We start from the raw sequence: 25,598 nt of genomic DNA, 5'->3' as shown, positions 1-25,598 counted from the left end.
GCAGCCGTCACTCGTCGAACGCCGCCGCCCCCTCCTCCGCGAAAGCGACCGCGTCCGGGTGCCCGAACAGGCCGGGCAGGCCGCCGGTGTGTACGAACACCGTCTTCTCGCCCGGCCGGACGTCACCGTCCCGGACGGCCGCGCCGAGCCCGGCCAGGGCCCGGCCCGTGTAGATCGGGTCGAGGACGAGGCCCTCGGTGCGGGCCGCGAGCCGGAGTGCCTGTGTCACCGGGCCGGTGAGGGTCGCGTACCCGGCGCCCACCTGGTCCCGGCGCACCCGCAGGCCCTGCGCCGTGACCTTCTGCGTCGCCAGCGGTGCCGCGAACTCCACGACCGCGGCCGCAGGATCGGCCAGCGCGCCCACGTCGACACCGAGTACCGATCCCGCTCCCAGGGCGGCGACCAGGCCGGCCATGGTGCCGCCCGAGCCGAGCGCGACCACCACCGTCCGCAGCTGGGGCACCTGCTCGTCCAGCTCCTCGCCGCAGCGCACATAGCCCCGGGCACCCAGCACACCCGATCCGCCGAACGGGATCAGCGCGGGCCGCGCACCGCCCGCCCGCAGCCGCGCGCACACCTCGGCCGCCGCCGCGTCCAGCCCGGCCTGGTCCACCTCGCCCGCCCAGGCGATCCGCGCCCCGAACAGCCCGTCCAGCGCGAGGTTCCCGGAGCGTGCGGCGCCCGGTGCGCCGCGCAGCACGAGGACGACCTCCAGGCCCAGCCGGGCGGCCGCCGCGGCGGTCAGCCGGGCGTGGTTGCTCTGCGGGGCGCCCGTGGTCACCAGCGTGTCCGCGCCCTCGGCCAGGGCCGCGCCCACCGTCCACTCCAGCTTGCGGATCTTGTTGCCGCCACCGCCCAGACCGGTCAGGTCGTCCCGCTTGATCCACAGGTCCTCGGGTCCGAGCCCGAGCGCGGCAGCCAGCCGGGGCGCCGGTTCGACGGGGGTCGGGAAGGTGCCGAGCGGTACGGGGGAGTGGCTCACGGCGTACGTCCTTCGGTGTGGAGCAGGCGGGTCGCGGTCGTCGCGGACCAGTCGATCACACCGGCAGCAACCGGGCGATCAGCGCGCCGAGCTGACGGGCCGTGCGGCACTCGTGCATCTCGACCAGCTCGGCGTAGGCGGGCGCCGCCGAGTCGCCGGTGCCCCACTGGCCGCGCGGCTCGGGATTCAGCCAGTACACGCGGCGGGCCCGCCCGGCGACCTCCCGTACGGCCGCCAGGTTCGGGTCGCTCATGTTCGTCCGGGCGTCCCCGAGCACGAACACGGTCGTACGCGGGCCCACCGCGTCGCCGTACCGCTCGGCGAACTCGCCCAGCGCCACGCCGTAGTCGCTGCTGCCGTGCCAGCCGGTGAGCGTGGCCTCGGCGCGGATGCGGGCGCTCAGCCCGTCGGGGTCGGCGCGGCCGTGGCCGAGCAGGCCGGTCACCTCGTCCAGCCGGTTGACGAAGGCGAACACCCGGACCTTGCTGAACTGGTCGTGCAGCGCCTGCACCAGCAGCATCGTGAAGTCCGAGAAGCCGGACACCGAGCCGGACACATCGCACAGCAGCACCAGTTCGGGGCGGACCGGGCGGCGCCGGCGCAGCACCGGCCGCATCGGCACCCCGCCCGTGGACAGCGAGGAGCGCAGGGTGCGCCGCAGGTCGACCGTGCCGCGCGCGGCCCGGCGGCGGCGCGCGGCCAGCCGGGTGGCCAGCTTGCGTGCGAGCGGCCGGACCGTCCTGCGCAGCTCGGCCAGTTGGTCCCGGTTCGCGTACAGGAAGTCCACCCGGTCCGAGGTCGGTACGACACCGCGGCGGGCGATCTCCGCGCGCCCGCGCCGCTCGGCGACCCGCCGCCGCGCCTCCGCCCCGACCATCCGGCGGAACTCCTCTATACGGCGCCGGATCTCGTCGTCCAGCAGCCGGTCGGCGAAGCCGGCGCCGCTCCCGTCCCGGCCCCGGACATCGGCTCGCACCCGGGCCAACAGGGTCTGCGGACGCAGCCGTTCGAGCGTCTGGTACGCCGAGAAACCGTCGGAGCCCGGTGAGCTGCCGTACCCGCCCAGACCGTCGACCGCCTCGGCCGCCAGCTGGGCCATCATGGCCTGGTCGTTGGCCGCCAGGGCCTCGGCCAGCCGGTCGCGCAGCTCGTTCCGGTCCGCGCCGGGGCCTTGAAGCCCCCCGACCGCGCGCGGGAAGTACAGGTCGAAGACCGGGTCGAACACCGCCCGCTGGGCCGGACCGTGCAGCAGGGTCGCGGCCAGCCCCTCCCGCAGCAACTCCCGGTCCGTGAGCCCGAGCGCCTCCACCGCGCGGGCCGCGTCCACCGTCTCACCGGTGCCGATCCGCACGCCGTGCGCGCGCAGCGCCCCGACGAGCCCGGTGATCCGCTCGGCGACCGCGGTCACAGCGCGTCCAGGTCGAGCTTCGCCGCCGCCTTCTGGATGTCGTCCTGATGCTTGAGGATCACCCCGAGACTGTCCCGTACGACCGTCTCGTCCAGCGTGTCGGCGCCCAGGGCCAGCAGGGTGCGCGCCCAGTCGATGGTCTCGGCGACCGACGGCACCTTGCGCAGGTCCATCGCGCGCAGCGCCCCGACCACCCGGACCACGGACTCGGTCAGCGCCGCGGTGAGGCCCGGCACCTTCAGCCGTACGATCCGCCGCTCCAGCTCCTCTTCGGGGAAGCCGATGTGCAGGAACAGGCAGCGGCGGCGCAGCGCCTCCGACAGCTCGCGGCCCGCGTTGGAGGTGAGGACGACGAACGGGCGGCGGGTCGCGGTGACCGTGCCCAGCTCCGGCACCGTGATCTGGAAGTCGCTGAGCACCTCCAGCAGCAGTCCCTCCATCTCGACGTCGGCCTTGTCGGTCTCGTCGATCAGCAGCACCGTCGGCTCGTCGCCGCGGATGGCGGTGAGCAGCGGGCGGGGGAGCAGGAACTCCTCGCTGAAGATGTCGGTGCGGGTCTCGTCCCAGTTCTCGTCGCGGCCCGCGCTGATCCGCAGCAGTTGCTTGGCGTGGTTCCACTCGTACAGCGCCCGGGACTCGTCCACGCCCTCGTAGCACTGCAGCCGGACCAGCCGGGCCCCGGCCACCTGGGCGACGGCCTTGGCCAGCTCGGTCTTGCCGACCCCGGCCGGGCCCTCCACCAGCAGCGGCTTGCCCAGCCGGTCGGCCAGGAACACGGTCGTGGCGACGGCGGGCGAGGCGAGGTAGCCGGTCTCGGCGAGGCGGGCGGAGACGTCGTCGACAGACGTGAACAACGGGGCCTCCGGCGGGTCGGCAGCGATGTAGGGATACCTATCTAAGCGCTTGTTCAGCGCCTCTGTCGATATACACCGATCGGTTTCCTTTCCTCTCGGATCCGGTTAACCTCCCTGCATGGCCTCCACAGACAAGGTGTCCCCGCGCGACCGGTTGCTCGACGCGGCGGCCCGGCTCTCCTACCGCGACGGCGTCTCCGTCGGCATCGAGGCGCTGTGCCGGGAGGCGGGCGTTTCCAAGCGGTCGATGTACCAGCTCTTCGACAGCAAGGACGCGATGCTGGCCGCGAGCCTGGAGCGGCGCATCCCCGGGTACGGCGCCCAGCTCACACACCCCGACCCAGAAACGGCGACCCCGCGCGAGCGCATCCTGTACGTCTTCGAACGCCTGGAGCGGGCGTCCCTGGACGCCGACTACCACGGCTGCCCCTACCTGGCGGTCCTGGTGGAGCTGAAGAACCCCGAGCACCCGGCGACCGTGGTCGCCCGCACGGTCAAGGAACGGCTGGCCGAGACCTTCCGCGCCGAGGCGGAGCGCGGCGGCGCCCGCGACCCCGAGCTGCTCGCCCGTCAGCTCGTGCTGGTCTTCGACGGAGCCAGCGCCCGGGCGGGCGCGAAGGTGGAACGCCTGGACGACGGACTCGCCACGGCGACGGCGACGGCGCTGCTGGACGCGGCGGGGATGGACTAGCGCCCCGAAGGTGCCGCGACGGACCCGCCGACGACCGACGGCACATCGCGGCACCCCCAGCGGAGCGCCCCGTACGGGCCAGCCCAACGCGCCGCCCCCTCGCCCACCCGGTCCAATGAAACCGTGACCGCGCCCCCGGACGACTGCCTCGCGCGCAACGAGTGGATCTGCGGCGCCTATCTGAGCACCCGCCGCCAGATCGTCCTCGACGCGGTCGTCCAGCACCTCCAGCTGACCTCCCTGTCGGTCCTCATCGGCCTGGTCATCGCGCTGCCGCTCGCGGTGCTGGCCCGCCGCTGGGGCTGGGCGGCCGGCCCGGTGCTCGCCGTGACGACGATCCTCTACACGATCCCGTCCCTGGCCATGTTCTCCCTGCTCCTGCCCCTGTACGGCCTCTCGCCCACGCTCGTCGTCGCCGGTCTGGTGCTGTACTCGCTGACCCTGCTCGTCCGGAACATCCTGGCGGGCCTGCGCGCGGTCCCGGAGGAGACCCGGCAGGCCGCGCGCGGCCTCGGCTACGGCCCGATCCGCCTCCTGCTCACCGTGGAACTGCCCCTCGCCCTGCCCGCCGCGATGGCCGGCCTGCGCATCGCCACCGTCTCGGCGGTCTCCCTGGTGACGGTCGGCGCGATCGTCGGGTTCGGCGGCCTGGGCAACCTCATCTACGCAGGTATGAACACCTACTTCAAGGCCCAGGTGCTCACCGCGTCCGTGCTGTGCGTCCTGATCGCCGTCGTCGCCGACCTGCTCCTGCTGGGGGTGCAGCGGCTGATCACGCCGTGGACGAGGGCGGGGCGCACGCGCGTGCCTGCCCGGCGACGTATGAGGGCCGTAGGGACGAAGGCGGGCCGCGCATGAGCACGCTCACCGCGACCTGGCACTGGCTCACCGACCCCGCGCACTGGTCGGGCGACGACGGCGTCTGGCACCGGCTGCTCCAGCACCTGGTGCTCACCGTCGTCTGCCTGTTCCTCAGCTGCCTGATCGCGCTGCCCGTCGCGCTGGTCCTCGGCCACCTCGGCAAGGGCGGGGCGCTCGCCGTCAACCTCTCCAACGTCGGCCGGGCCGTGCCCACGTTCGCCGTCCTGGTCCTGCTGCTCCTGACCCCGGTCGGCAGATGGGGCGAGGGGCCCACTGTGGTGGCCCTGGTGCTGTTCGCCGTGCCACCGCTGCTCACCAACGCCTACGTCGGCATGTGCGAGGTCGACCGCGGGGTGGTCCAGGCGGCCCGGGGCATGGGCATGACGGGACGGCAGATGCTGCTGCGCGTGGAGCTGCCCCTCGCGCTGCCGCTGGTCATGAACGGGGTGCGGATCGCCGCGGTGCAGCTCGTGGCCACCGCCACCATCGCCGCGCTCGCGGGCGGCGGCGGCCTCGGCCGGATCATCACCGCCGGCTTCAACCTGGCCAGCACACCCCAGGTGGTCGCGGGCGCCCTGCTCGTCGCCGTGTTCGCGCTCGTCGTGGAGGGCGTCTTCGAGATCGCCGAGCGAATGGCACCGGCGTGGGCGCGGGGCGGCCGATGACCGGCGCGGCGGCGGGGCCGGGGCGGCCGATGAGAAGAGTCCTCCCGGCCCTCGTACTGTTCGCGCTCACGGCCTGCTCCACCGGCCCCTCGCTGGAGACCCGCAGCCGGGTCACCGCACCGCCCGGCGACAGCCACCACCTGACCATCGGCTCGGCAGGCTTCACCGAGAGCGATCTGCTCGCCCAGATGTACGCCCAGCTGCTGAACCAGGCCGGCTACAAGACCTCGATCCTCACGGTCGCCAACCGGGAGCTGTACGAACCGGCGCTGGAGTCCGGCCAGATCGACGTCGTGCCCGAGTACGCGGCCACGTTCGCCGACTGGCTGAACGCCAAGACCCACGGCGCCGACGCGAAGCCCGTGGGCTCGCCCGACCTCGCCACCACGATGAAGGCCCTGCGCACGCTGGCCACGCCCCGCGGACTCACCGTCCTGCCGCCCGGCCGGGCCGTGGACCAGAACGCCTTCGCGGTGAGCGCCGCCTACGCCCGCCAGCACGGCCTGAAGACGCTCAGCGACCTCGGCGCCGCGAAGCTGAAGGTGCGGATCGCGGCGGGTGACGAGTGCGTGCAACGGCCCTACTGCGAGCCGGGGCTGAGGAAGGTGTACGGCATCGACATCACCGGCGTCGATCCCAAGGGCGTCGGCACCACCCAGGCCAAGCGGGCCGTGCAGGAGGGCCGGGACCAGATGGTGCTGACCACCACCACGGACGCCACCCTCGACTCCTTCGGCCTGGTCCTGCTCGCCGACGACAAGCACCTGCAGAACGCCGACTACGTGGTCCCGGTCGTCAACCGCTCCCGCGCGGGCAGCGGGCGCGTCGCCAAGGCGCTGGGCAAGCTCAACGACGTCCTCACCACCCAGGACCTGGCCCGGCTGAACCAGCGGGTGGACAGCTGGCGCCGGCTGACGGCCGATGTCGCCCGGAGCTATCTGAAGGAGAAGGGCCTGCTGACCTAGGCCGCGTCAGGCATCCGCCACCGAGTCGAACGGCACCTGCCCCCGCGCCACGCCCCGTGCGTCCGCGTCCACCGAACGGCGCAGCGCCTCGTGCAGCTTCGCCGGGGTGAGCACGCCGAGGAAGCGCGCGCCGTCCAGCACGGCGACCCACCCGGCGTCGTACTGGAGCATCACCCCGAACGCCTGCTTCAGCGGCGCGCCCACGGGTACCCAGGCGGTCATCCGGTGGGTGCGGTCCCCGACCGTGCCGCCCCGCGCCAGCTCGTCGATGCCGACCCAGCCGTGCAGATCGCCGTGCGCGTCGAGGACGACGGCCCACCGCGCCTCCTCGGCCCGCAGCCGACCGACGGCGCGCTCGGCGGGTTCGTCCAGCCGGGCCACGGGCGGCTGTTCCAGGTCGTCCGGCTCGATCGTGGTGACCGACAGCCGCTTCAGCCCCCGGTCGGCGCCCACGAAGGAGGCGACGTACGGGGTCGCCGGGGCCCCGAGCACCGCGCCCGGCGTGTCGAACTGCTCGATCCGGCCCTGCCCGTAGACCGCGATGCGGTCGCCGAGCCGTACGGCCTCCTCGATGTCGTGGGTGACCAGCAGCACGGTCTTGCGCACGGCGGCCTGCATCCGCAGGAACTCGTCCTGCAGCTGCTCGCGCACCACCGGGTCGACCGCGCCGAACGGCTCGTCCATCAGCAGCACCGGCGGATCCGCCGCGAGCGCACGCGCCACCCCGACCCGCTGCCGCTGCCCGCCGGACAGCTGCTCCGGATAGCGCGGCCCGTACGTCTTCGGGTCCAGGCCCACCAGATCCAGCAGCTCCGCGGCCCGCGCCCGGGCCCTCGCCCGCTTCCAGCCGAGCAGCGCCGGCACGGTCGCGGTGTTGTCCAGGACGGTACGGTGCGGAAAGAGGCCCACCTGCTGGATGACGTACCCGATGCGGCGGCGCAGCCGCACCGGGTCGACGGAGGCGATGTCCGCGCCGTCGACGAGGATCCGGCCGGAGGTCGGCTCGATCAGCCGGTTGACCATCATCATGGTCGTCGTCTTGCCGCAGCCCGACGGGCCGACGAGCGTGACCAGCTCACCCTCGGCCACCTCGAAGGACAGGTCGTCCACGGCCGTCGTACCGTCCGGATACCGCTTGGTGACCTGCTCGAACCGGATCATTCCCTCACGCTAACGGCGCCGTGCGCGGCATGCTCGCCGGTGCGGTGAAACGGGTCACCGGGGGACGGTCACCACGATCTTCCCGAACTGTTCGTTCGACTCCAGGTGCCGATGGGCGGCCACGATCTCCTCCAGCGGGAAGAGGCGGTCGACCACCGGCCGCAGCGAACCGGTGCGCAGACCGGAGGTGATGAACGCCCGGGCGCGCCGCATCCGTTCGGGATCGCGGGTGATCTCCAGCATGGTGAACGTCCGCATGTTCAGGGCCGGCATGTTCAGTTCGAACCCGGGATACGGCGTGGGCTGCCCGCTCTGCGCTCCCCACAGGAACAGCGTCCCGTCGGCCGCCACCGCCCGGGCCAGCTCCCGTACGCCCGGCCCGGCCACGGCGTCGAGGACGAACTCGGCGCCGCGCCCACCGGTCAGCTCCCGTACCCGGTCGGCCACGTCCTCCTCATCGGAGACGATCACCTCCGCCGCGCCCGCGGCCAGCAGCCGCTCCCGCTTGGCCCGGGTCCGGGTGACGGCGAGGGGCGTGGCGCCCACCCGTTCGGCGGTCTGGAGGGCGGCGAGACCGACACTGCTGGACGCCGCGTTGACGACCGCGACGTCTGCGGCCCGCATGGCGCCGATCTCCACCATCGCCCCGTACGCGGTGAGATACGGCATCCAGACCGCTGCACCCGTCACCGCGTCCACCCCGTCCGGCCTGGGCACGAGCGCGGCCGCCGGGACGAGTGCCCGCTCGGCGTACACGCCGTAGTCGTTGTGGGAGAAGTCCGGTACGACGCTCACCGCCTGCCCCGCCGCGAACCCGCTCACCCCCGGCCCGACGGCCTCCACCACGGCGGAGGCCTCGTTGCCCAGCCGGGCCGGCAGGTGCTTGACCGGCTCGATGTAGCTGTCCCGGCGGAACAGGGCCTCCGCCCGGTTGATCCCGATCGCCTCGATCCGCAAGAGCACCTCCCCGGGACCCGGCTCGCCCGGATCCAGGTCCTCCAGCCGCAGCACCTCGGGCCCACCGGTCTCGTGGAACCGCACCGTCCTCGCCATCTCAACTCCCCTGCTCGTCGGCTGATCGCGGACCACTGTGCGGGAAAGTTCGATGGCTGTCAAACTTTGATGGTGGTCGTACTATGAGGGCATGGAACGCATCCCGCCCCACCCGGACCCCGCCACATTCGACCTCCAGCAGGTACTGGAGGCCCTCGTCGACCCCGTGCGCCGGAGCATCGTCGGCCAACTGGACGCCACTGGCGAGGACATCGCCTGCGGAGGATTCGACATGGCGGTCAGCAAGTCGACGGCCACGCACCATTTCAAGGTGCTGCGCGAAGCCGGGCTGATCCGGCAGTACTACGTGGGCACCTCGCGGATGAACGCGCTGCGCCGCGCCGAGATGGACCAGGCCTTCCCCGGCCTGCTCGACGCGGTGACACAGCGGCGAACGGAACGGCCCGTCAGCTGAGCAGGATCACTTCCAGCTTCCGCGGCCCGTGCACGCCCTCCACCCGGTCCAGCTCGATGTCGCTGGTGGCCGACGGGCCGGAGATCCAGGTCAACGGGCGGTCAGGGGCGAGCCGTTCGAGGGCCTGCGGGACCGAGGAGACGACCTGGTCCGGGACGCGCACGACACAGATGTGGTGGTCCGGGATGAGCGAGATGCGGCGCCGGCCCTGGTCGGGGGAGCCGTCCAGCACGATCGTGCCGGTCTCGGCGATCGCCACGGCACAGCCCGTCACCACGCTGTCCACCTGGTCCAGCCGCTGCGGTGTGCTCACCGCCCGGTCATGGATCCGCACCGGATCCGCGGCGGACATCCACTCCGGCGGCAGCCCGGGCGGCACCAGCACCTCCTGCGACCCGTGCTCGGCCAGCAGCCGCATGACGAGATACGGCATCTCCTCGGCGTCGCTGCGGTGCACGACCGCCCGGTAGTCCGCCAGGTTCCCGGCCAGCAGCTCCACCGTCTGCCCGGTCGTGCGCGCCCCGTGCTCGCGCAGATAGTCCCGGCCCACGGCCTCCTCGTACGGCCGCTCGTCCGGTGTCACATCGGCGAGCGCCCGCCGCACCCGGCCCAGGACCCTTTCCCTGCTGCTCACTTGACGCCGTCCTTTCCGTCGCGGGTGCGCTGCCACCAGTCCCGGAAGGGTTCCGCCGGTACGGGCGGCAGATCCCGGGTGCCGCTCCACGCCTTGCCCGGGCCGGGCAGGGTACGGGGGTGGAACCGGCGGGTGCGGGAGGCGAGCCGCTGGCCGCCGCGCAGGGCCGCGGGGTGGGTGAAGGCCCAGCGGGCCGCGCGCATGGCCGCCCGTTCGGCGGCATGGCCCTTGGCCGGTTTCAGCACCACCTTGTTGCCCTGCCGTACCGCCGGACCGCCTTCCACGACCCGCTCCCGCAGGTGCACCAGCACCTCGGGGATGTCGATGGCGACCGGGCACACCTCGTAGCAGGCCCCGCACAGGCTCGACGCGTACGGCAGGGAGGCGTCGATCTCGCTTGCCGTTCCCCGGAGTTGGGGGCTGAGGATGGCGCCGATCGGGCCGGGGTAGACCGAGCCGTAGGCGTGCCCGCCGGCCCGCTCGTAGACGGGGCAGACGTTGAGGCAGGCCGAGCAGCGGATGCAGCGCAGGGCCTGGCGGCCGACCTGGTCGGCGAGGGTGTCGGTGCGGCCGTTGTCGAGCAGGACGAGGTGGAAGGCGCGGGGTCCGTCGTCGTCCGTGGTGCCGGTCCACATGCTCGTGTACGGGTTCATGCGCTCGGCGGTGGAGGAGCGGGGGAGCGTCTGCAGGAAGACCTCCAGGTCCCGCCAGGTCGGCACCACCTTCTCGATGCCCACGACCGAGATCAGTGTCTCCGGCAGGGTCAGACACATCCGGCCGTTGCCCTCGGACTCCACGACCACCAGGGTGCCGGTGTCGGCGACCATGAAGTTGGCTCCGGAGATGCCGACCTTGGCCCGCAGGAACTTCTCCCGCAGGTGCAGCCGCGCCGCCTCGGCGAGTTCGGCGGGCGTGTCGGTCAGGCCCTCGGGAGCCGGACGGCCCCACTCGCCCATCTCCGAGCGGAAGATGTCCCGGATCTCACCCCGGTTGCGGTGGATGGCCGGCACCAGGATGTGGGAGGGCCGGTCCTTGCCCAACTGCACGATCAGCTCGGCGAGATCGGTCTCGTAGGCGCGGATGCCTTCTTCCTCAAGGGCTTCGTTGAGGCCGATCTCCTGTGTGGCCATCGACTTGACCTTGACGACCTCCGACTCGCCGGTCTCCTTGACGAGCCGGGCGACGATCCGGTTGGCCTCGTCCGCGTCGGTGGCCCAGTGGACCGAGCCGCCCGCCGCCGTGACCGACTCCTCCAGCTGCACGAGATAGCGGTCCAGATGGCGCAGCGTGTGGTCCTTGATCCGGCGGCCCGCCTCGCGCAGCGCCGCCCAGTCGTCCAACTCGGCGACCGCACGGGCCCGTTTGGCGCGGATGGTGTGGGTGGCGTGCCGCAGATTGCCGCGCAGGGTGGGGTTGCCCAGCGCATCGTGCGCGGCCTTCGGAAAGGCCGGCATGCCGACGAACGTTCCGCTCATGCCGCCGGTTCCTCCTCCGTGCTCGCCAGGATCTCGGCGATGTGCACCGGCCGCATGCTCGTCCCCAGCCGGCTCATCGTGCCGCCGATGTGCATCAGACACGAGTTGTCGGCCGCGCACAGCACGTCCGCGCCGGTCGACTCGGCGCTGCGCACCTTGTCCGCGCCCATGGCCGCCGACACCCCGGCGTTCTTCAGCGCGAACGTGCCGCCGAACCCACAGCACTCCTCGGCGCCCGGCAGCTCCACCAGCTCCAGGCCCTTGACCGCCTGGAGAAGGCGGCGCGGCCGGTCACCCAGACCGAGGGAGCGCAGACCGTGACAGGTCGGATGGTAGGTGACCTTGTGCGGGTAGTAGGCGCCGACGTCCGTCACCCCGAGCACGTCCACCAGGAACTCCGTCAGCTCGTACGTCTTCGGCACCACCGGCGCCAGCGTCCGCGCCAGCGAGTCCCCGCGCCCCTCGGCGCGCGCCCGCTCGCCCATCCGCGGATACAGCTCCCGCACCATCGCCCCGCAGGACCCGGACGGTGTCACGATCGCCTCGTATGCACGGAAGACATCGGAGAAGTGCCGGGCGAGCGGCTCGGCTTCGTGCCGGTAACCGGTGTTGTAGTGCGCCTGTCCGCAGCAGCTCTGGCCCATCGGGAAGTCGACCTCGACACCCAGTCTGGTCAGCAGTTTCACCACGGCACGGCCGGTGTCCGGATAGAGCGTGTCGTTGACACAGGTCAGGAACAGAGCGACACGCATCGCGGCTCCTCGGGGTCGGTCGTCGGACGAGTGAAGGGTAGTAGGCGGACACCGCCCAGGGGAGGGGCCCGCTCACCGCGTGGCGAGCCGCGCCGCGGCCTCCCGCCAGCGGGACCCGTCGCCACGGGGCGTGTACCGGGTCAGCGGCTGGGTGCGGGTGAGCAGCCGGCGCATGGCGGCGAGGTCGCCGGCCAGCCCATGGGCGCGGGCCTGGACCAGGACGTTGCCGAGGGCCGCCGCCTCCGTCGCACCGGCCACCACGGGCAGCCCGCAGGCATCGGCGGTCAGCTGGCACAGCAGCGCGTTGCGGGTGCCGCCGCCGACGACGTACACCACGTCCACCGGATGGTCGGCCAGTCGCTGCGCCTCCTCGACGGCCCGCCGGTGGGCGAGGGCCAGCGAGTCCAGGATGCACCGGGTGACCTCCGCCCGCCTCGCCGGCACCGGCTGCCCGGAGCCCCGGCACGCCGCGGCGATGCGCTCCGGCATCCGCCCCGGCGCCAGGAACGCCTCGTCCCCGGCGTCCACCACCGAGCGCAGCGCCGGCGCGGTGCCGGCCTCGCGCAACAGCAGCCCCAAGTCGGGCTCGCCCCAGGCCCGTTGGCATTCCTGGAGCAGTCACAGCCCCATGATGTTGCGCAGATACCGGACCGTGCCGTCGAGCCCCAGCTCGTTGGTGAAGTTCGCGGCCCGGCTCTCCCCGGTGAGCACCGGAGCCGTCAGCTCCAGCCCCGCCAGGGACCAGGTGCCGGTGCAGATGTAGGCGAAGCGCTCATCGGCCGCCGGAACGGCGGCCACGGCCGAGGCGGTGTCGTGCGAGCCGACGGCCGTCACCGGTACCGGACCGGTCAGCCCGGTCTCCTCCAGCACCTCCGGCCCGAGCACCCCCGCAGGCTCACCGGGCTGCCGCAGCGGCGCGAACAGCCCGAGGTCGATGCCGAGCCGCTCGGCGATGCCGTACGACCACGTCCGCGTCCGCGGGTCGATCAGCTGGGTGGTGGAGGCGTTGGTCAGCTCGGTGCCCTGCTCACCGGTCAGCCAGTACGACACCAGGTCCGGAACGAGCAACAGCCGCTCGGCCTGCGCCAGTTGAACGGTGGAGCGGGCGGCCGCCAGCTGGTACAGCGTGTTGAACGGGGCGTACTGGATGCCGGTCGCCGCGTACAGCTCCGCGGCCGGCACCCTCGCCCACACCTGCTCCGCGACGCCCTCCGTGCGGGTGTCACGATAGTGCACCGGTCCACCTCGCCTGACATCCCCGACCTGGTGTTCCTGGAGCCGCTCATGAAAAGACGCACCGTGCTCGCGTCGGCCGTAGGGGCCGCCGTGGCAACGCCGGGCATCGCACGGGCCGCCGACCCCGGCCCCGCCGTCACCGAGAAGAGCACGACCACACTCGACCCCCAGGCGATCTACTTCGTCTCCTACGACGGCCTGGTCAACAACAACTCGTTCCAGAAGAACGGCCTGCTGACGTACCAGGGCCACCAGTACGCCGCCTGGTACACCTCCACCGGCAACGCGGTCGTCGCCCGCCGCGTGGCCGCAGGCGGCACCTGGTCGACGGTCACCCTCTCGCACGTCCTGAAGACCAGCGACTCCCACAACGTCATCTCCATGGGTGTCTCGAAGGTGGACGGCCGCCTGCACCTCACCATGGACTCCCACAGCGACGGCTTCTTCTACGTGAAGTCCATCGCCGGTCTCCTCGACAACCCGGCGTCCACGCCCTGGAGTCCGTCCGTCCTCGGCCCCGTCCAGACCTCCCTCGACGGCCTCGCGCTCACCTCGCAGTTCACCTACCCGCAGTTCATCTCCACCCCGGAGGGCAGGCTCCAGCTCAGCTACCGGGCCGGCATCTCCGGCAACGGCCGCAACGCCCTCGCGGAGTACGACGGTTCGTCCTGGACCGCGCTCGGCGAGTGGTCCGGCTCCACCGGCACGTACACCAGCTCGCACGGCTCCAGCACGGCCCGCAACATGTACCTGCACGGCATCGACTACGACGTGAACGGCCGGCTGCACTCCTTCTTCACCTGGCGCGAGCAGAACGCCGCCGTGATGTGCAGCGGCGGCGGCATCACCAACCACGACACCGGCTACGTCCACTCCACCGACCGGGGCCGCACCTGGCGCAACGACGCGGGCACCCTCGTGGCCACGACGGGCACCTCGGACACCGTCTCCGTCACCGACCCGGGACTGGTCGTCGACTCCCTCGACCCCGACCACTCCCTGATGAACCAGGAGAGCCAGTGGACCGACTCCACCGGCCTCCCGCACGCGATCATCAGCTATGTCCCCGGCCGCTTCGGCCAGTGCGCCACCGACTACGTGGCCGACCGCACCGCGGGCGGCCGCGCGTTCCACCTCCGCAAGAACTCCTCCGGCGGCTGGACCAAGACCGAGATCCCGGTCCCCCTCGACTCCAGCCAGCGCACCAAGCTGATCCTCGACAAGTACGACAACGCGTACGCGGTCTTCCCCTACGGCCGTATCGCCGGCGCCTCCAAGTCCTCCGGCCACACCGACTGGACCCTGCTCTTCGACGGCGGCGGCCTCCATGCCTTCGGCGAGGTGGTGATCGACGAGATGCGGGCGAGGTCCGACAACGTGCTGTCGTTCATGTACCAGGAGAAGTCCAGCGGTACGACGCCCTCGGCGCTGCACGTCGTGGAGTTCTCGCTGCCTGCCTGAGCGGGCCGTCACAGGGGGCGGTGACGGTAATGTGAGGATCCGCCCGCCGCCCCTCGTCATCCCTGGAGGTCTGAAAGCCGATGGCCCAGTTGGTGGGTATCAAGGACGTCGCCCGTGCCGCCGGGGTCTCCGTGGGCACCGTGTCGAACGTGATCAACCGTCCGGACACGGTCGCCTCCGAGACCCGCGCCCGGGTGCAGTCCGCCATCGAGCGGCTCGGCTATGTCCGCAGCGAGTCCGCCCGTCAGCTGCGTGCGGGCCGCAGCCGGATCATGGGCCTGCTCGTGCTCGACATGGGCAACCCGTTCTTCGTGGACGTGGCGCGCGGCGCCGAGCGGGCGGCCCGCGAGGCGGGGCTCGGCGTGATGGTGTGCAACAGCGCGCAGGACGCCGCCGAGGAGGCCGAGTACCTGTCCCTGTTCGCCGAGCAGCGGGTGCGGGCGTGCTGCTGACCCCGGCCGACGCCACCGGCCGCAACATCGCGGCCTTCCGCCGGCACAGCATCCCGTTCGTGCTGGTCGACCGGGTCGCCGAGGGCACCACCGAGTGCTCGGTCTCCGTGGACGACGTGGCCGGTGGCGCGCTCGCGGTCCGCCATCTGGTGGACGCCGGACACCGCTCCATCGCCTACGTCAGCGGACCGCCCGGGCTCAACCAGGTCCGCGACCGCCGCACCGGCGCGCTGAACGCCCTGGCCGAGGCCGGACTCGGCCCCGAAGCGCTGCGCGAGCTGCCCACCGAACGCCTCGACGTGGCCGCCGGCCGCGACGCCGGTGCCCGTCTGCTCGGCCTCGCCGACCGTCCCACCGCCGTGTTCTGCGCCAACGACCTGCTCGCCCTCGGTGTCCTGCAGGCCATGTACGCGGCCGGTGTCACCGTTCCGGACGACCTGGCGATCGTCGGTTACGACGACATCGAGTTCGCGGCGGCGGCCGCCGTACCGCTGACCTCCGTACGGCAGCCCGCCGTCACCATGGGCGCCCTCGCGGCCGAGCTGCTGCTGGAGGAGACCGAGCAGGGCGAGGGCAGACCGACGCACGAGCACCGCCGGGTGGTGCTCCAGCCGGAGCTGGTGGTGCGCCGCTCCAGCCTCGTCGCCCGCTGAGCCGGGTGCTGACCGGAAGTTCAGTAAGAATCCATGATCCCTGGGGTCGGCACGCGCTTTCTCATGTGCTGAACTGGGACCCGTCCCTACCGTCCGTCCCGGGAGACCCGTTGAGCCTCAGCTACCGCCAGCCCGGCGTCATCCTCACCGACCGCCGCTTCACCGTGCCCCTCGACCACGCCGCCCCGGACGGCGAGACGATCGAGCTGTACGCCCGCGAAGCGGTTGCGAGCGACAAGGCCGGGCAGGAGCTGCCGTGGCTGCTGTATCTCCAGGGCGGCCCAGGCTTCGGGGCGAATCGTTTCGTCGGACGTCAGACCTGGCTCGACCGGGCCCTGAAGGACTACCGCGTCCTGCTGCTCGACCAGCGCGGCACCGGCAGCTCCACCCCCGCCACCCGGCAGACGCTCCCGCTGCGCGGCGGCCCCGCCGAGCAGGCCGAGTACCTCACCCGGTTCCGCGCCGACGCCATCGTCCGGGACTGCGAGGCCATCCGTCCGCAGGTCACCGGCGGCGCCCCGTGGACCGTGCTCGGCCAGAGCTTCGGCGGCTTCTGCACGGTGTCGTACCTCTCCCTCGCCCCCGAGGGCCTGGACACCGCCGTCATCACCGGAGGCCTGCCCTCCCTGCACGCCCACGCCGACGACGTCTACCGCGCGGCCTACCCGCGCATCGAACGCAAGGTCAGCGCGCACTACGCCCGCTACCCGCAGGACGTGGAACGGGCCCGCCGTATCGCCGACCACCTCCTCACCAACGAGGTGGTCCTGCCCAACGGTTACCGGTTCACCGTCGAGGCGTTCCAGTCCCTCGGCCTGATGCTCGGCGGGGGCGACGGCAGCCACCGGCTGCACCACCTCCTCGAGGACGCCTTCGTGCGCACACCGTTCGGCCTGGAGCTGTCCGACGCCTTCCAGGAACAGGCCCAGTCCCTGCTGTCGTACGCCGGCCACCCCCTCTACGCCCTCGTCCACGAGTCGATCTACGGCCAGGACGCCCGCCCCACCGCCTGGGCCGCCGAACGGATCCGCGCCGAGTTCCCGCAGTTCGACGCGGCCAAGGCGCTGGCGGGGGACACCCCGGTGCTGTTCACCGGCGAGACGATCCACCCCTGGATGTTCGACACCGACCCCGCACTGCGCCCCCTGCGCGAGACCGCCGACCTGCTCGCCGCCCGCACCGACTGGCAGCCCCTGTACGACCCCGCCCGCCTCGCCGCCAACGAGGTCCCGGTCGTGGCTGCCGTCTACCACGACGACATGTACGTCGACACCGCACACTCCCTGGAGACCGCCCGCGCGATCCACGGCCTGCGCACCTGGATCACGAACGAATTCGAACACGACGGCCTCCGCGCAGGCGCCCCACGAGTCCTGGACCGACTCCTGGAGATGGCACGCGACGACGCGTGAAGCGCCCGAAGGGGCGCGGGGAACTGCGCGCCCAGCCACGACGGCGCCGCAGACGAAACACGGCCTGACGCGGCACACACCTCCATCGCGGCCCACCCAGCGGAGCGCCTAGGCTGCGAGCCATGACCGAGCCCAGCATCCCCCAGCTCCGGCCCATGCCCGACGACTGGCAGCGCGCCCTGGCCGTGGTGGCCCACCCGGACGACCTGGAGTACGGGTGCTCCGCCGCCGTCGCAGCCTGGACCGGCGGCGGCCGGGAGGTCACCTATGTCCTGGCGACCCGTGGCGAGGCGGGCATCGACACCATCGACCCCGCGACCTGCGGCCCGCTGCGCGAACGCGAGCAGCGGGCCGGCGCGGCGGTCGTGGGCGTCGACGCCGTGGAGTTCCTCGACCACCGGGACGGGGTGATCGAGTACGGGCCCGCGCTGCGCCGGGACATCGCCGCCGCGATCCGCCGGCACCGGCCCGAACTCGTCCTCACCCTCAACCACCGCGACACCTGGGGCGACGTCGCCTGGAACACCCCGGACCACGTGGCGGTCGGTCGGGCCACCCTGGACGCCGTCGCGGACGCCGGCAACCGGTGGATCTTCCCGGAACTCACCGAGCAGGGCCTCGACCCCTTCAACGGCGTCCGCTGGGTGGCGATAGCGGGCTCCAGCAGGCCCACCCACGCGGTCGACGCGGGGCCCGGCCTGGAGCGGGCGGTGCGTTCGCTGCTCGAACACCGCACCTACATCGAGGCGTTGACCGACCAGGACCCCGAGACCTACGTCCGCGACTTCCTGACCACGCAGACCACGGCCAACGCCGCGCGCTTCGGCGGCACACCGGCGGTGGCGTTCGAGGTGTTCAGCCGTTGACCGAGCAGGTCAGTAGGCTGTCCCTCATGCCAGATCAGATAGCCGGCCTTCCGGAGCTGCGCGGGGACTGCGCGCGCTGTTTCGGGCTGTGCTGTGTCGCCCTGCCCTTCGCCGCGTCCGCCGACTTCGCGCTCGACAAGCCCGCCGGGAAGCCGTGCCCGAACCTCCAGGGTGACCACCGCTGCGGCATCCACGCCGACCTGCGCAAGAAAGGGTTCACCGGCTGCACGGTCTACGACTGTTTCGGCGCCGGACAGAAGGTCTCGCAGGTCACCTTCGGCGGGCAGGACTGGCGTACGGGGACACAGGAGCACGCGCGCCGGATGTTCGACGTGTTCCCGGTCGTACGCCAGCTGCACGAGCTGCTGTGGTACCTGACCGAGGCGCTTGGCCTGCCCGCCGCCCGTCCCGTCCACGCCGAGCTGCGGCGGGCACTGGAGGAGACCGAGCGGCTGACCCGGCAGACCCCCGAGGAACTGGCCGCACTGGACGTGGCCGCGCACCGCGGGCAGGTCAACGTGCTGCTGCTGCGGACCAGCGAACTGGCCCGGGCCGGTGCCGCCTCCGGGAAGGGCAAGAAGGGCAAGGGCAAGGACCGCCGGGGGGCGGATCTCATCGGGGCCCGGCTCCGGGGCGCCGATCTGCGCGGGGCGAGTCTGCGCGGTGCCTATCTCATCGCCGCCGACCTCACCGGCGCGGATCTGCGCGACGCGGACATGATCGGCGCCGATCTGCGGGACGCCGACCTGACCGACGCGGACCTCACCGGCGCCTTCTTCCTCACCCAGCCGCAGTTGAACGCGGCCCGGGGGAGTGCCGGGACCCGGTTGCCGGGGTCAGTCAGCCGGCCGGTGCACTGGACAGCGGACCGCTGACGTTTCGACGTGCCGCGAGGTACGTTGCTCCTCAGCCCCGCTCAGCGGTATCGCCCGCCGCTCCAACCCCAGCCGCAGCCCCTCCGGCATCACCGTCAGGCGTTCGGTGACGGTCAGGCGGTAAGCGGGGTCGGCCCGCAGGTCGTAGCGGCGTAGCAGCAGGCCGAGGACCAGTGTCGCCTCGTGGAGGGCGAACTGGCGGCCGATGCAGGCGCGTGCGCCGGTGCCGAAGGGCTTGAAGGTGTGCGGGGTCCGGGCCCGTACGGCCTGGGCGTCGAAGCGGTCCGGGTCGAAGCGTTCGGCGTCCTCGCCCCAGACCTCCGGGTCGCGGTGCAGCATCGGTGTCAGGACCAGCGCCCAGGCGCCCTGGAGCATCGGGTGCTCGTCGGCGAGGACGGTGTCGTGCCGGGCCTCGCGGGCGAAGGCCGGTGCGGTCGGCCACAGGCGCAGGGACTCGTCCAGCACCCGGCGGACGTAACGGAGCTTGGCCACCTGGTCGTAGTCCGGTAGTGCGGTGTCGCCCCAGACGCGGTCCACCTCGGCGCGGGCCCGGGCGGCGATCTCGGGATGCCGGGCGAGGTAGTACAGGGCGAAGGAGAGCGCGCCCGAGGTGGTCTCGTGGCCCGCGACCAGGAAGGTGATCACCTGCTTGCGGACGTTCTCCGCCGACAGTCTCTCGCCGGTCTCCGGGTGGGCCGTCTCCAGCATCCGGTCCAGCAGGTCGCCTTCTGCGCGGCCCGACCGGCGCCGCTGCGCGACCAGGTCGTCGACCGTGCGGTTGAGGAAGGCCATGTCGGCCGCGTTGCGCCGGGCGGCGGTGCGCAGCAGCAGCGGAGCCAGCGGAGCGGGCACGCTGTTCAGGCGCTGGGCGTAGGTGAGCGTGCCGACCATCGCGGTGACGAAGGGGTGCGGCCGGTCCCGCTCGAAGGAGCCGAAGTCGTGCCCGAACCCGGTCCGCGCGATCGTCTCCAGGGTCAGCTTGGTCATGTCCCCGGGCACGTCCACCGTGCGCCCGGCCGCCGCCTCACGGTCCCAGTGCCCGGTCAGGCGCTCGGCGACCGCCAGCATCATCCCGTGGTAGCCCTCCATGGCCTCCCGGCTGAAACCGGGCGCCAGGACGTCGTGCGCCAGCTGCCAGTTGGGCTCGTGGTTGTAGGCGGTGAACAGGCCGTCCCCGGCGACCGGCCGCAGATTGGCCACGCCCAGACCTACGTGCTTGGCGAACCGGGACTCGTCGGCCAGGTCCGCGGCCAGTCGGGTGCCCCACACGAACACGAACTCCTTGCCGAAGGCCCGCCGCCGGAAGATCGGCCCCAGCTCGCGCGCGAAGCGCATGGAGTCCTGCACCGGCTTGCGCCGGTCGGCGCCGAGCACATCGCCGAGCAGCGGCAGCCGGCGCGGCGGATGTGGGATGCGGTGCAGCTCGGGCCAGCCCAGTTCGGCGCTCCGGAAACCTTTCGGCAGGCCCGCGTCCGTCGGCTGCGTCGTGTCCGTCCTCTGCGTCGTCTGCGCCATGACGCCGATCTCCCTTGATCCAGCGGCCGCGTGTTGTACGTGGGTTCAATAACCGGCTTCAGTCTGGTCCGCCTGTTGAACCCACGTCAAGTAAAGTGACGCCATGCCCGCGAACCAGGGGGAACGCACCCGGCGCAGACTCAGCACCGAGGAGCGTCGTGAGCAGCTGCTCTCGGTCGGCGCGAAGCTGTTCTCGGAGAGCCCCTACGACGACGTGTGGATCGAGCAGGTCGCCGAGATCGCCGGGGTCTCCCGGGGGCTGCTGTACCACTACTTCCCGACCAAGCGGGACTTCTTCGCGGCGGTCGTGGAGCGCGAGAGCGAGCGGATGCTGCGTATGACCGCGGCCGTGCCCGGCGTGCCGGTGCGCGAGCAGCTCGCCGCGGGCCTGGACACCTACCTCGGTTACGTCCAGGCCCACGCCCATGGCTTCCGCGCCTTCCACCGCGCCGACGCGGCCGGCGACCAGGCCGTACGCCGGGTCTACCAGAGGGCCCTGGCCGCCCAGGAACAGCAGATCCTCGCCGCGCTCGCCGCCGACCCCGAGTTCGGCCCCGTCCTGGAGGGTGCCCCGCATGTCCGCCTGGCCGTGCGCGGCTGGCTCGCCTTCACCACGGCCGTGTGCCTGGAGTGGCTGCGCGATGGCGAGTTGAGCCGCGAGCAGGTGCGCGACCTGTGCGCGCGGGCGCTGTTGGGTGTCATCGCCTGATCGGTGTCCGCTCCTGTCCGCCGGTGGGGACGTGGTTGGCGCGCGCCCCGATCTCCGATAGGTTAGGCAAGGCTTACCTAAGGAGGTCGAGGATGGGTGACACGCAGGACTGGACGGCCGCACCCGGCGCGGCGGAGCGGGCACGGTCGGTGCTGGCCGCTGCCTGGTCGTGCGCGGTGACCGCGGACGGCGCCCGCGAGGAGTACGTCGGCGCGCACACCGTGACCGACGACGGCGCCGTACGGCTGGCGGTGCCCGATGACAGCGCCCTGCTCACCGCGGCCATCTGCGCCCCGCGCCAGGAACCCGCCGCCGTGCTGGAGTTCGCCGACGTGGCCCCCGTACCCGTACGGGGCCGGATCCGGGCCCGGCTCTATCTCGCCGGCTGGTTCGCCCCGGACCGCGGCGCCCTGCTGCTGCGGCCCACCCGTGTGGTGCTCCGGCAGTCCTCCGGATCCGTCGTCGTCGACCTCGACGAGTACGCGGCCGCCCGGCCCGACCCCCTCGCCGAGGCCGAGGCGCGGCTCCTCACCCACCTCGCCGACGCCCACCCGGACGCCGTGGAGCGGCTGACCCGCCTGGTGCGGCCGGAGAGCCTGCACGCCGCGACCCGGGTGCTGCCCCTCGCCGTGGACCGGCACGGACTGACCCTGCGCATCGAGCGCACCCGCGCCCACGGCGACGTACGACTGCCCTTCCACACGCCCGCCGACGACGTCGCCCAGCTCACCGAGCGCATGCACGCCCTGCTGGCCCAGGCCGTCGCCGCCGCCTGCCCGCGCGCGCTACAGCGGCAGCGCGCAGACGGCGACGGGTGAGGCGAACGGCTCGCCGGCCGACCGGAGTTCGCCGCTGTCCGCGTCCACGTGGAAGACGGTGACCGTCCCCGAGCGCTGGTTCGCCGCGAACAGCAGCCCGCCGTCCGGACAGAGGGCGATCTGCCGCGGGAAGTCCCCGCCCACCGGCACCGTGCCGAGCAGCCGCAGCCGTGCCCCGTCGGCCTCGATCGCATACCGCGCGAGGCTGTTGTGGCCCCGGTTGGCCAGGAACGCGTACCCGCCGTTCGCCGTCACCACGAACTGCGCCGGGTAGTTGGTGCCGCCGCCCGAGCCCGTGGGCTGCGGCTCACCGATCATCAGCCGGCCGGAGCCGGGGTCGTAGGCGCAGACGGCGACCGTGTCGTCCACCTCGTTGGCCAGATAGGCGTAGCGGCCGCCCGGATGGAAGGTCAGATGGCGCGGTCCCGCCCCGGGCCGGGTGTGCGCCTGCGCCACCTCGGTCAGCGTGCCCTCGGCCTGGTCGAGTCGGTAGCTGTAGACGGTGTCGGTCCCGAGGTCGACCGCGAGGACGTGGCCGCCGTCCGGACTCGTGATGAACTGGTGTGCGTGCGGCCCCTGTTGACCCGGGCCGGGTGATGGGGTCGTGTGCGTGACGACGTCGGTGTGCTCGCCGAGGGCGCCCGAGGCGTCGACCGGATGCACGGCCACACTGCCCGACCCGTAGTTCGCGCTCAGCAGCCACCGCCCGGAGGGATGCACCGACACGTGACACGGGCTCGCGCCGCCCGTGCTCCGGGTGCCGAGGATCCGCCGGTCGGCGAGGCGTACGGCCGTCACCCCGCCGTCCTGGCGCTCGTCCACCGCGTACAGCGTGCGGCCGTCCGGGTGCACGGCGAGATACGACGGGTCGGGGGCGCCGGTGAGCGTGCCGGAACCGGTGATCCGGCCGGTCACCGGGTCGTAGGAGGCCAGCCCGATGCCGGTGCCGCCCCCGTCGGCCGAGGTGTAGGTCCCCACGTACAGCGGACGCGGCCCGGACGCCCCGCGGGGCGGTGCGGCGGCCCCGGGTCTGTCCGCCACGGCCGGGTCGTCCGCCGGCGGGGCCGCCGGGGCCGGCACCGTCACCACGGCGGCCGTGCCCGCCAGGGCTCCGACGAACCGGCGCCGGCTCCAGCCGCCCCGGGAGCCCCCAAGCCTGCCTCGCGCCGCCCGTGCCTCCCCGTCCATGCCGCACCTCAGGTCGTCGGTTGCCCCGGTCGTGACAGCCACCTTGGCCCCAACCCGCCGCCAAGGGCAACCCAGGCAACGGGCATTGCGCGAAGCGCAACAGGCGGCGGGTCTACCAGTCCCCGTCCTCGACCGGCTTGCCCGGCGCGTCCTTCAGCGGGGTCACCTGGCCGGCCGACGGCGCCTGCCACGGGTCCAGATCGTCCCCGAGCCACTCGCCCACCGGCTTGACCGCCCCCAGGGTGTCGGTGGGGGCCAGATCCGCGGCATCCGCGTCGTAGTAGTCGTACCAGGGCAGTCCCGCGCTCGTGTACGCCGCCCGGTCCACCGGCGACGGCGGGGGCGCCTCGCCGGTGATGCGCCGCCACTGCGGCGGGGTGACCAGATGGACGAACACGCGCCCCGCGGGCTCCTCGGACCAGTCCGTCAGCGGCCGGTCGTCCCGGTACACCTCCTGGCGCATCGAGCCGCCGACACCGAGCCCCATGGCCGCGGCCCGCTGCGGTGCGGCACCGCCGACCGGCGGCGTCGGCGCGCCGGGGGCGGCCGGCCCGTAGGCCATCATCGGCGCGCCGTACATGCCCGCCGGTCCGGCCGCCAGGGCCCTGCGGCGCGCCTCCTCCCGCTCCCGCTCGCGGCGCCGCCACTCGGTGAGGAGCGGCTCGCGCAGCGGGAACGACTGCAGCTGCACCCCGCCCCACACCTCCTCGCCGGTGACCTGCCCCTCGACCGTCGCGCCGAGACCCAGCGGTACGGCGACGAACTGGCGGACCGTCCCCTTGCCGGAGTTGATGCCGTCCAGCCAGGGCTGGCGGGGCAGCACCACGTAGTTCTGCGGATCGCGGGCGAGACGGTCGCTCCAGGGCCGACCGGACACCGCGCACACCTTGCCGACCCCGACCTGGAGCGCGGCCGGCTCCCTCGAACCGGAGAAGCTCAGCCACATCGCCTCGCGCAGGTACACCGGCAGCATCACGCCACCGCGCGCCCGCCACTCCTGCGGAACCGTGTCCGCGTAGTCCGCGACCCGCCGGACCGGGAACTCGCCCAGCCCCGGCGGCAGCGGGTGCGTGCCCGTCTCCGGCAGCCGCAGCGTGCGGATGAACCGCACCGCCACCCCGCCCGGCAACCGCAGTGTGTTCCCTTCGATCCGCACCTCGGAACCGGCCATCCGGTCGCCCCCTCGCGCTCTGCGCCGGCTGTCCCGGCGCCGTCCCGCCGGGCCCCGCCCGGCATCTTCCTCACCGAGAACGTTCGCCGAACCCCGTACGGTTCCGCCACAGCTCCTCCTGCACCCCGAGCCGCTCGCGCAGCCGGGTCATCCGCGGCAGCTTCGCCCGGTTCCTGCGGGACACCCGGTCCAGTTCCTCCAGCAGGCGGCGGGTGCGGTGCTCGGTGTTCAGCTCGTCGATGATCCGGGTCGTCTCGGTCAGCACGGCCCCGTACAGCTGCCAGTTCGCCCAGTCCGCGCCGATCTCCTCGCGAAGCAGCTCGGCCAGCCGGTCCCGGGTGCCGGCCGCCGTGTGCAGCTCGGCGGACAGGCGGGCCTCCGCCGACTCGGCGTTCGTGCTCAGATGCGTGGTGACCAGGACCGCGAAGCTGACCACCGCGTCGGCGATCTCCGACAGCAGCTGTTCCACGGTCGCCCCGACCCGGGGCGGGAACAGGTCCTCGGCCCCGCGGGCCTTCGCCAGGTCCGTGAAGGACCGGGCCAGCACCCGCAGGACCACCGTGCAGATCTCCAGCGCGTCCAGACCGGTGCGCAGCACCACCCGGTGCAGCAGGCCCTCCTTGACCCGCGGGTTGAACCGCAGACTGTCCTCGGCCTGCCGCAGCGAGGCGTCCACCTGGCTGATGTGCTGGTCCAGCTGCCGTGCCTCGTGCAACCGCTCGGCCGCCCGCTCCCAGGGGATCCGGCCGCCCGCCTCCTCGCCCATGCGCAGCATCAACTGCCGCACCCGGCGCGCCTGGTCCTCGATCGAGTGGCCCGCCTCGTCCACCCACACCGGGGGCGGGAGCAGCAGATTGCAGGCCGTCCCGACGACCGCGCCGATCAGGGTCTCCACGATGCGCGCCCAGGCGGTGAACCCGACGGTGGTGACCCCGAGGACCAGCATGGCGCTGATCGCCACCTCGGCCACGTACTCGTCGACCCGCACCAGGTGCCCGACGGTCAGCGAGGCCACGATCAGCAGCGCGAGGCTCCACCAGGTGAGCCCCACCAGCCCGCTGAAGGCGATGGCGACCAGCACCCCGGCCACCACCGAGTTCACCCGGCGGATGCCGTTGGTGAGGGTGGCGTAGAAGGTCACCTGGACGACCAGCAGCGCGGTCAGGGGGGCGGTGAGCGGGGCCGGCTCGGGGCTCAGCCGCAGGGCGACGACATAGGCGATCGTCGCCGCGGTCGCCGACCGCAGCGTCTGGACGACGACCGGCTCCCGGCGGCGCTCCACCAGGCGCAGCAGTCCCGTGGTCCACTTCCGTTCGTCGTGCATCC

At 72.8% G+C, this 25,598-nt stretch carries 23 protein-coding genes and 2 pseudogenes; 12 read left to right on the top strand and 13 right to left on the bottom strand.

Going from position 1 to position 25,598, the window contains the following annotated elements:
• Positions 1-7 precede the first annotated feature (7 nt).
• The 3 genes from ACWC0C_RS26720 to ACWC0C_RS26710 are packed head-to-tail and all read right to left on the bottom strand — an operon-like array spanning position 8 to position 3,244.
• Positions 8-982 (bottom strand): pyridoxal-phosphate dependent enzyme, encoded by a 975-nt coding sequence (locus ACWC0C_RS26720; RefSeq protein WP_450866331.1) that lies wholly within the window; start codon positions 980-982, stop codon positions 8-10.
• A 55-nt stretch (positions 983-1,037) separates the two neighbouring features.
• The gene (locus ACWC0C_RS26715) at positions 1,038-2,390 is read right to left on the bottom strand and encodes a vWA domain-containing protein (RefSeq protein WP_449196984.1); all 1,353 of its coding nucleotides are present in this window, start codon (positions 2,388-2,390) and stop codon (positions 1,038-1,040) included.
• Positions 2,387-3,244 carry an AAA family ATPase gene (locus ACWC0C_RS26710; protein ID WP_449196985.1) on the bottom strand — a complete coding sequence of 286 codons (858 nt, stop codon included), beginning with the start codon at positions 3,242-3,244 and terminating at the stop codon, positions 2,387-2,389. The genes ACWC0C_RS26715 and ACWC0C_RS26710 overlap by 4 nt, the downstream gene beginning before the upstream one ends.
• 118 nt (positions 3,245-3,362) lie before the next feature.
• Between ACWC0C_RS26710 and ACWC0C_RS26705 the strand changes: the two genes are divergently transcribed.
• From ACWC0C_RS26705 to ACWC0C_RS26690, 4 genes are all read left to right on the top strand, one after another.
• On the top strand, positions 3,363-3,935 hold the full coding sequence (locus tag ACWC0C_RS26705; protein WP_450866329.1) for a TetR/AcrR family transcriptional regulator: 573 nt from the start codon (positions 3,363-3,365) through the stop codon (positions 3,933-3,935).
• 123 nt (positions 3,936-4,058) lie between these two features.
• Entirely contained in the window at positions 4,059-4,793 is a 735-nt protein-coding gene (locus tag ACWC0C_RS26700) for an ABC transporter permease (RefSeq protein ID WP_449196987.1), read from the top strand.
• The gene (locus tag ACWC0C_RS26695) at positions 4,790-5,461 is read left to right on the top strand and encodes an ABC transporter permease (protein WP_450866327.1); all 672 of its coding nucleotides are present in this window, start codon (positions 4,790-4,792) and stop codon (positions 5,459-5,461) included. Before ACWC0C_RS26700 ends, ACWC0C_RS26695 begins: the two co-directional genes overlap by 4 nt.
• A 29-nt stretch (positions 5,462-5,490) precedes the next feature.
• A complete protein-coding gene (locus ACWC0C_RS26690; protein WP_450866325.1) occupies positions 5,491-6,426 on the top strand; it encodes an ABC transporter substrate-binding protein in 936 nt (311 codons plus the stop codon).
• Positions 6,427-6,432: 6 nt separating this feature from the next.
• Here the strand turns inward: ACWC0C_RS26690 and ACWC0C_RS26685 are convergent, their stop codons facing one another.
• Complete coding sequence (locus ACWC0C_RS26685; RefSeq protein ID WP_449193883.1) at positions 6,433-7,587, bottom strand: ABC transporter ATP-binding protein; 1,155 nt, start codon at positions 7,585-7,587, stop codon at positions 6,433-6,435.
• Between the two features lie 54 nt (positions 7,588-7,641).
• Positions 7,642-8,640 carry a zinc-dependent alcohol dehydrogenase family protein gene (locus ACWC0C_RS26680; protein ID WP_450866323.1) on the bottom strand — a complete coding sequence of 333 codons (999 nt, stop codon included), beginning with the start codon at positions 8,638-8,640 and terminating at the stop codon, positions 7,642-7,644.
• Positions 8,641-8,731: 91 nt separating this feature from the next.
• Here ACWC0C_RS26680 and ACWC0C_RS26675 point away from each other — a divergent pair, with 91 nt between their 5' ends.
• Entirely contained in the window at positions 8,732-9,055 is a 324-nt protein-coding gene (locus ACWC0C_RS26675; RefSeq protein WP_450866321.1) for an ArsR/SmtB family transcription factor, read from the top strand.
• On the opposite strand, the gene ACWC0C_RS26670 is transcribed toward ACWC0C_RS26675, so the two are convergent.
• From ACWC0C_RS26670 to ACWC0C_RS26655, 4 genes and pseudogenes are all read right to left on the bottom strand, one after another.
• Positions 9,048-9,689 (bottom strand): LutC/YkgG family protein, encoded by a 642-nt coding sequence (locus ACWC0C_RS26670; RefSeq protein WP_450866319.1) that lies wholly within the window; start codon positions 9,687-9,689, stop codon positions 9,048-9,050. The genes ACWC0C_RS26675 and ACWC0C_RS26670 overlap by 8 nt on opposite strands.
• Positions 9,686-11,164, bottom strand: coding sequence for a LutB/LldF family L-lactate oxidation iron-sulfur protein (locus ACWC0C_RS26665; protein ID WP_450866318.1), 1,479 nt, complete (start codon positions 11,162-11,164; stop codon positions 9,686-9,688). Before ACWC0C_RS26665 ends, ACWC0C_RS26670 begins: the two co-directional genes overlap by 4 nt.
• Complete coding sequence (locus ACWC0C_RS26660; RefSeq protein ID WP_450866316.1) at positions 11,161-11,916, bottom strand: (Fe-S)-binding protein; 756 nt, start codon at positions 11,914-11,916, stop codon at positions 11,161-11,163. Before ACWC0C_RS26660 ends, ACWC0C_RS26665 begins: the two co-directional genes overlap by 4 nt.
• Before the next feature lie 72 nt (positions 11,917-11,988).
• Positions 11,989-13,323 (bottom strand): annotated as a pseudogene (locus ACWC0C_RS26655) (rhamnulokinase).
• Here ACWC0C_RS26655 and ACWC0C_RS26650 point away from each other — a divergent pair.
• From ACWC0C_RS26650 to ACWC0C_RS26630, 5 genes and pseudogenes are all read left to right on the top strand, one after another.
• Positions 13,216-14,613 carry a BNR repeat-containing protein gene (locus ACWC0C_RS26650; RefSeq protein ID WP_450866417.1) on the top strand — a complete coding sequence of 466 codons (1,398 nt, stop codon included), beginning with the start codon at positions 13,216-13,218 and terminating at the stop codon, positions 14,611-14,613. The pseudogene ACWC0C_RS26655 and the gene ACWC0C_RS26650 overlap by 108 nt on opposite strands.
• 80 nt (positions 14,614-14,693) lie before the next feature.
• Positions 14,694-15,718 (top strand): annotated as a pseudogene (locus ACWC0C_RS26645) (LacI family DNA-binding transcriptional regulator).
• A 110-nt stretch (positions 15,719-15,828) separates the two neighbouring features.
• Positions 15,829-17,130: an alpha/beta fold hydrolase gene (locus ACWC0C_RS26640; protein WP_449193890.1), complete on the top strand. Its 1,302-nt coding sequence runs from the start codon at positions 15,829-15,831 to the stop codon at positions 17,128-17,130.
• 122 nt (positions 17,131-17,252) lie between these two features.
• Positions 17,253-17,996 (top strand): PIG-L deacetylase family protein, encoded by a 744-nt coding sequence (locus ACWC0C_RS26635; protein ID WP_450866315.1) that lies wholly within the window; start codon positions 17,253-17,255, stop codon positions 17,994-17,996.
• Between the two features lie 26 nt (positions 17,997-18,022).
• Positions 18,023-18,871, top strand: coding sequence for a pentapeptide repeat-containing protein (locus tag ACWC0C_RS26630; RefSeq protein ID WP_450866313.1), 849 nt, complete (start codon positions 18,023-18,025; stop codon positions 18,869-18,871).
• Here ACWC0C_RS26630 and ACWC0C_RS26625 read toward each other — a convergent pair.
• The gene (locus tag ACWC0C_RS26625; RefSeq protein ID WP_450866311.1) at positions 18,833-20,386 is read right to left on the bottom strand and encodes a cytochrome P450; all 1,554 of its coding nucleotides are present in this window, start codon (positions 20,384-20,386) and stop codon (positions 18,833-18,835) included. The two genes, ACWC0C_RS26630 and ACWC0C_RS26625, sit on opposite strands and share 39 nt — an antisense overlap.
• A gap of 103 nt (positions 20,387-20,489) precedes the next feature.
• On the opposite strand from ACWC0C_RS26625, the gene ACWC0C_RS26620 reads away from it, so the two are divergent.
• Both ACWC0C_RS26620 and ACWC0C_RS26615 read left to right on the top strand, forming a co-directional pair.
• Positions 20,490-21,095 (top strand): TetR/AcrR family transcriptional regulator, encoded by a 606-nt coding sequence (locus ACWC0C_RS26620; RefSeq protein ID WP_450866309.1) that lies wholly within the window; start codon positions 20,490-20,492, stop codon positions 21,093-21,095.
• 92 nt (positions 21,096-21,187) lie between these two features.
• Positions 21,188-21,913, top strand: coding sequence for a DUF2470 domain-containing protein (locus tag ACWC0C_RS26615; protein WP_450866307.1), 726 nt, complete (start codon positions 21,188-21,190; stop codon positions 21,911-21,913).
• Here ACWC0C_RS26615 and ACWC0C_RS26610 read toward each other — a convergent pair.
• The 3 genes from ACWC0C_RS26610 to ACWC0C_RS26600 all read right to left on the bottom strand — a co-directional run bounded on the left by ACWC0C_RS26610 (position 21,881) and on the right by ACWC0C_RS26600 (position 25,596).
• Positions 21,881-23,101 carry a lactonase family protein gene (locus ACWC0C_RS26610; RefSeq protein ID WP_450866306.1) on the bottom strand — a complete coding sequence of 407 codons (1,221 nt, stop codon included), beginning with the start codon at positions 23,099-23,101 and terminating at the stop codon, positions 21,881-21,883. The genes ACWC0C_RS26615 and ACWC0C_RS26610 overlap by 33 nt on opposite strands.
• Positions 23,102-23,213: 112 nt before the next feature.
• The gene (locus ACWC0C_RS26605; RefSeq protein ID WP_450866304.1) at positions 23,214-24,272 is read right to left on the bottom strand and encodes a hypothetical protein; all 1,059 of its coding nucleotides are present in this window, start codon (positions 24,270-24,272) and stop codon (positions 23,214-23,216) included.
• Between the two features lie 70 nt (positions 24,273-24,342).
• Positions 24,343-25,596 (bottom strand): FUSC family protein, encoded by a 1,254-nt coding sequence (locus tag ACWC0C_RS26600; RefSeq protein ID WP_450866302.1) that lies wholly within the window; start codon positions 25,594-25,596, stop codon positions 24,343-24,345.
• Positions 25,597-25,598: the final 2 nt, after the last annotated feature.

Source organism: Streptomyces sp. NPDC001709 (genome assembly GCF_053596375.1).
This window is presented reverse-complemented; position numbering and strand designations above follow the sequence as displayed.

What these genes read in the sequence shown, in the direction of transcription:
- ACWC0C_RS26705 (WP_450866329.1), top strand. Translation starts at nt 3,363, where the DNA reads ATGGCCTCCACAGACAAGGTGTCCCCGCGCGACCGGTTGCTCGACGCG.
- ACWC0C_RS26695 (WP_450866327.1), top strand. Translation starts at nt 4,790, where the DNA reads ATGAGCACGCTCACCGCGACCTGGCACTGGCTCACCGACCCCGCGCAC.
- ACWC0C_RS26690 (WP_450866325.1), top strand. Translation starts at nt 5,491, where the DNA reads ATGAGAAGAGTCCTCCCGGCCCTCGTACTGTTCGCGCTCACGGCCTGC.
- ACWC0C_RS26685 (WP_449193883.1), bottom strand. Translation starts at nt 7,587, where the DNA reads ATGATCCGGTTCGAGCAGGTCACCAAGCGGTATCCGGACGGTACGACG.
- ACWC0C_RS26680 (WP_450866323.1), bottom strand. Translation starts at nt 8,640, where the DNA reads ATGGCGAGGACGGTGCGGTTCCACGAGACCGGTGGGCCCGAGGTGCTG.
- ACWC0C_RS26675 (WP_450866321.1), top strand. Translation starts at nt 8,732, where the DNA reads ATGGAACGCATCCCGCCCCACCCGGACCCCGCCACATTCGACCTCCAG.
- ACWC0C_RS26665 (WP_450866318.1), bottom strand. Translation starts at nt 11,164, where the DNA reads ATGAGCGGAACGTTCGTCGGCATGCCGGCCTTTCCGAAGGCCGCGCAC.
- ACWC0C_RS26660 (WP_450866316.1), bottom strand. Translation starts at nt 11,916, where the DNA reads ATGCGTGTCGCTCTGTTCCTGACCTGTGTCAACGACACGCTCTATCCG.
- ACWC0C_RS26635 (WP_450866315.1), top strand. Translation starts at nt 17,253, where the DNA reads ATGACCGAGCCCAGCATCCCCCAGCTCCGGCCCATGCCCGACGACTGG.
- ACWC0C_RS26630 (WP_450866313.1), top strand. Translation starts at nt 18,023, where the DNA reads ATGCCAGATCAGATAGCCGGCCTTCCGGAGCTGCGCGGGGACTGCGCG.
- ACWC0C_RS26625 (WP_450866311.1), bottom strand. Translation starts at nt 20,386, where the DNA reads ATGGCGCAGACGACGCAGAGGACGGACACGACGCAGCCGACGGACGCG.
- ACWC0C_RS26620 (WP_450866309.1), top strand. Translation starts at nt 20,490, where the DNA reads ATGCCCGCGAACCAGGGGGAACGCACCCGGCGCAGACTCAGCACCGAG.
- ACWC0C_RS26615 (WP_450866307.1), top strand. Translation starts at nt 21,188, where the DNA reads ATGGGTGACACGCAGGACTGGACGGCCGCACCCGGCGCGGCGGAGCGG.
- ACWC0C_RS26610 (WP_450866306.1), bottom strand. Translation starts at nt 23,101, where the DNA reads ATGGACGGGGAGGCACGGGCGGCGCGAGGCAGGCTTGGGGGCTCCCGG.
- ACWC0C_RS26605 (WP_450866304.1), bottom strand. Translation starts at nt 24,272, where the DNA reads ATGGCCGGTTCCGAGGTGCGGATCGAAGGGAACACACTGCGGTTGCCG.
- ACWC0C_RS26600 (WP_450866302.1), bottom strand. Translation starts at nt 25,596, where the DNA reads ATGCACGACGAACGGAAGTGGACCACGGGACTGCTGCGCCTGGTGGAG.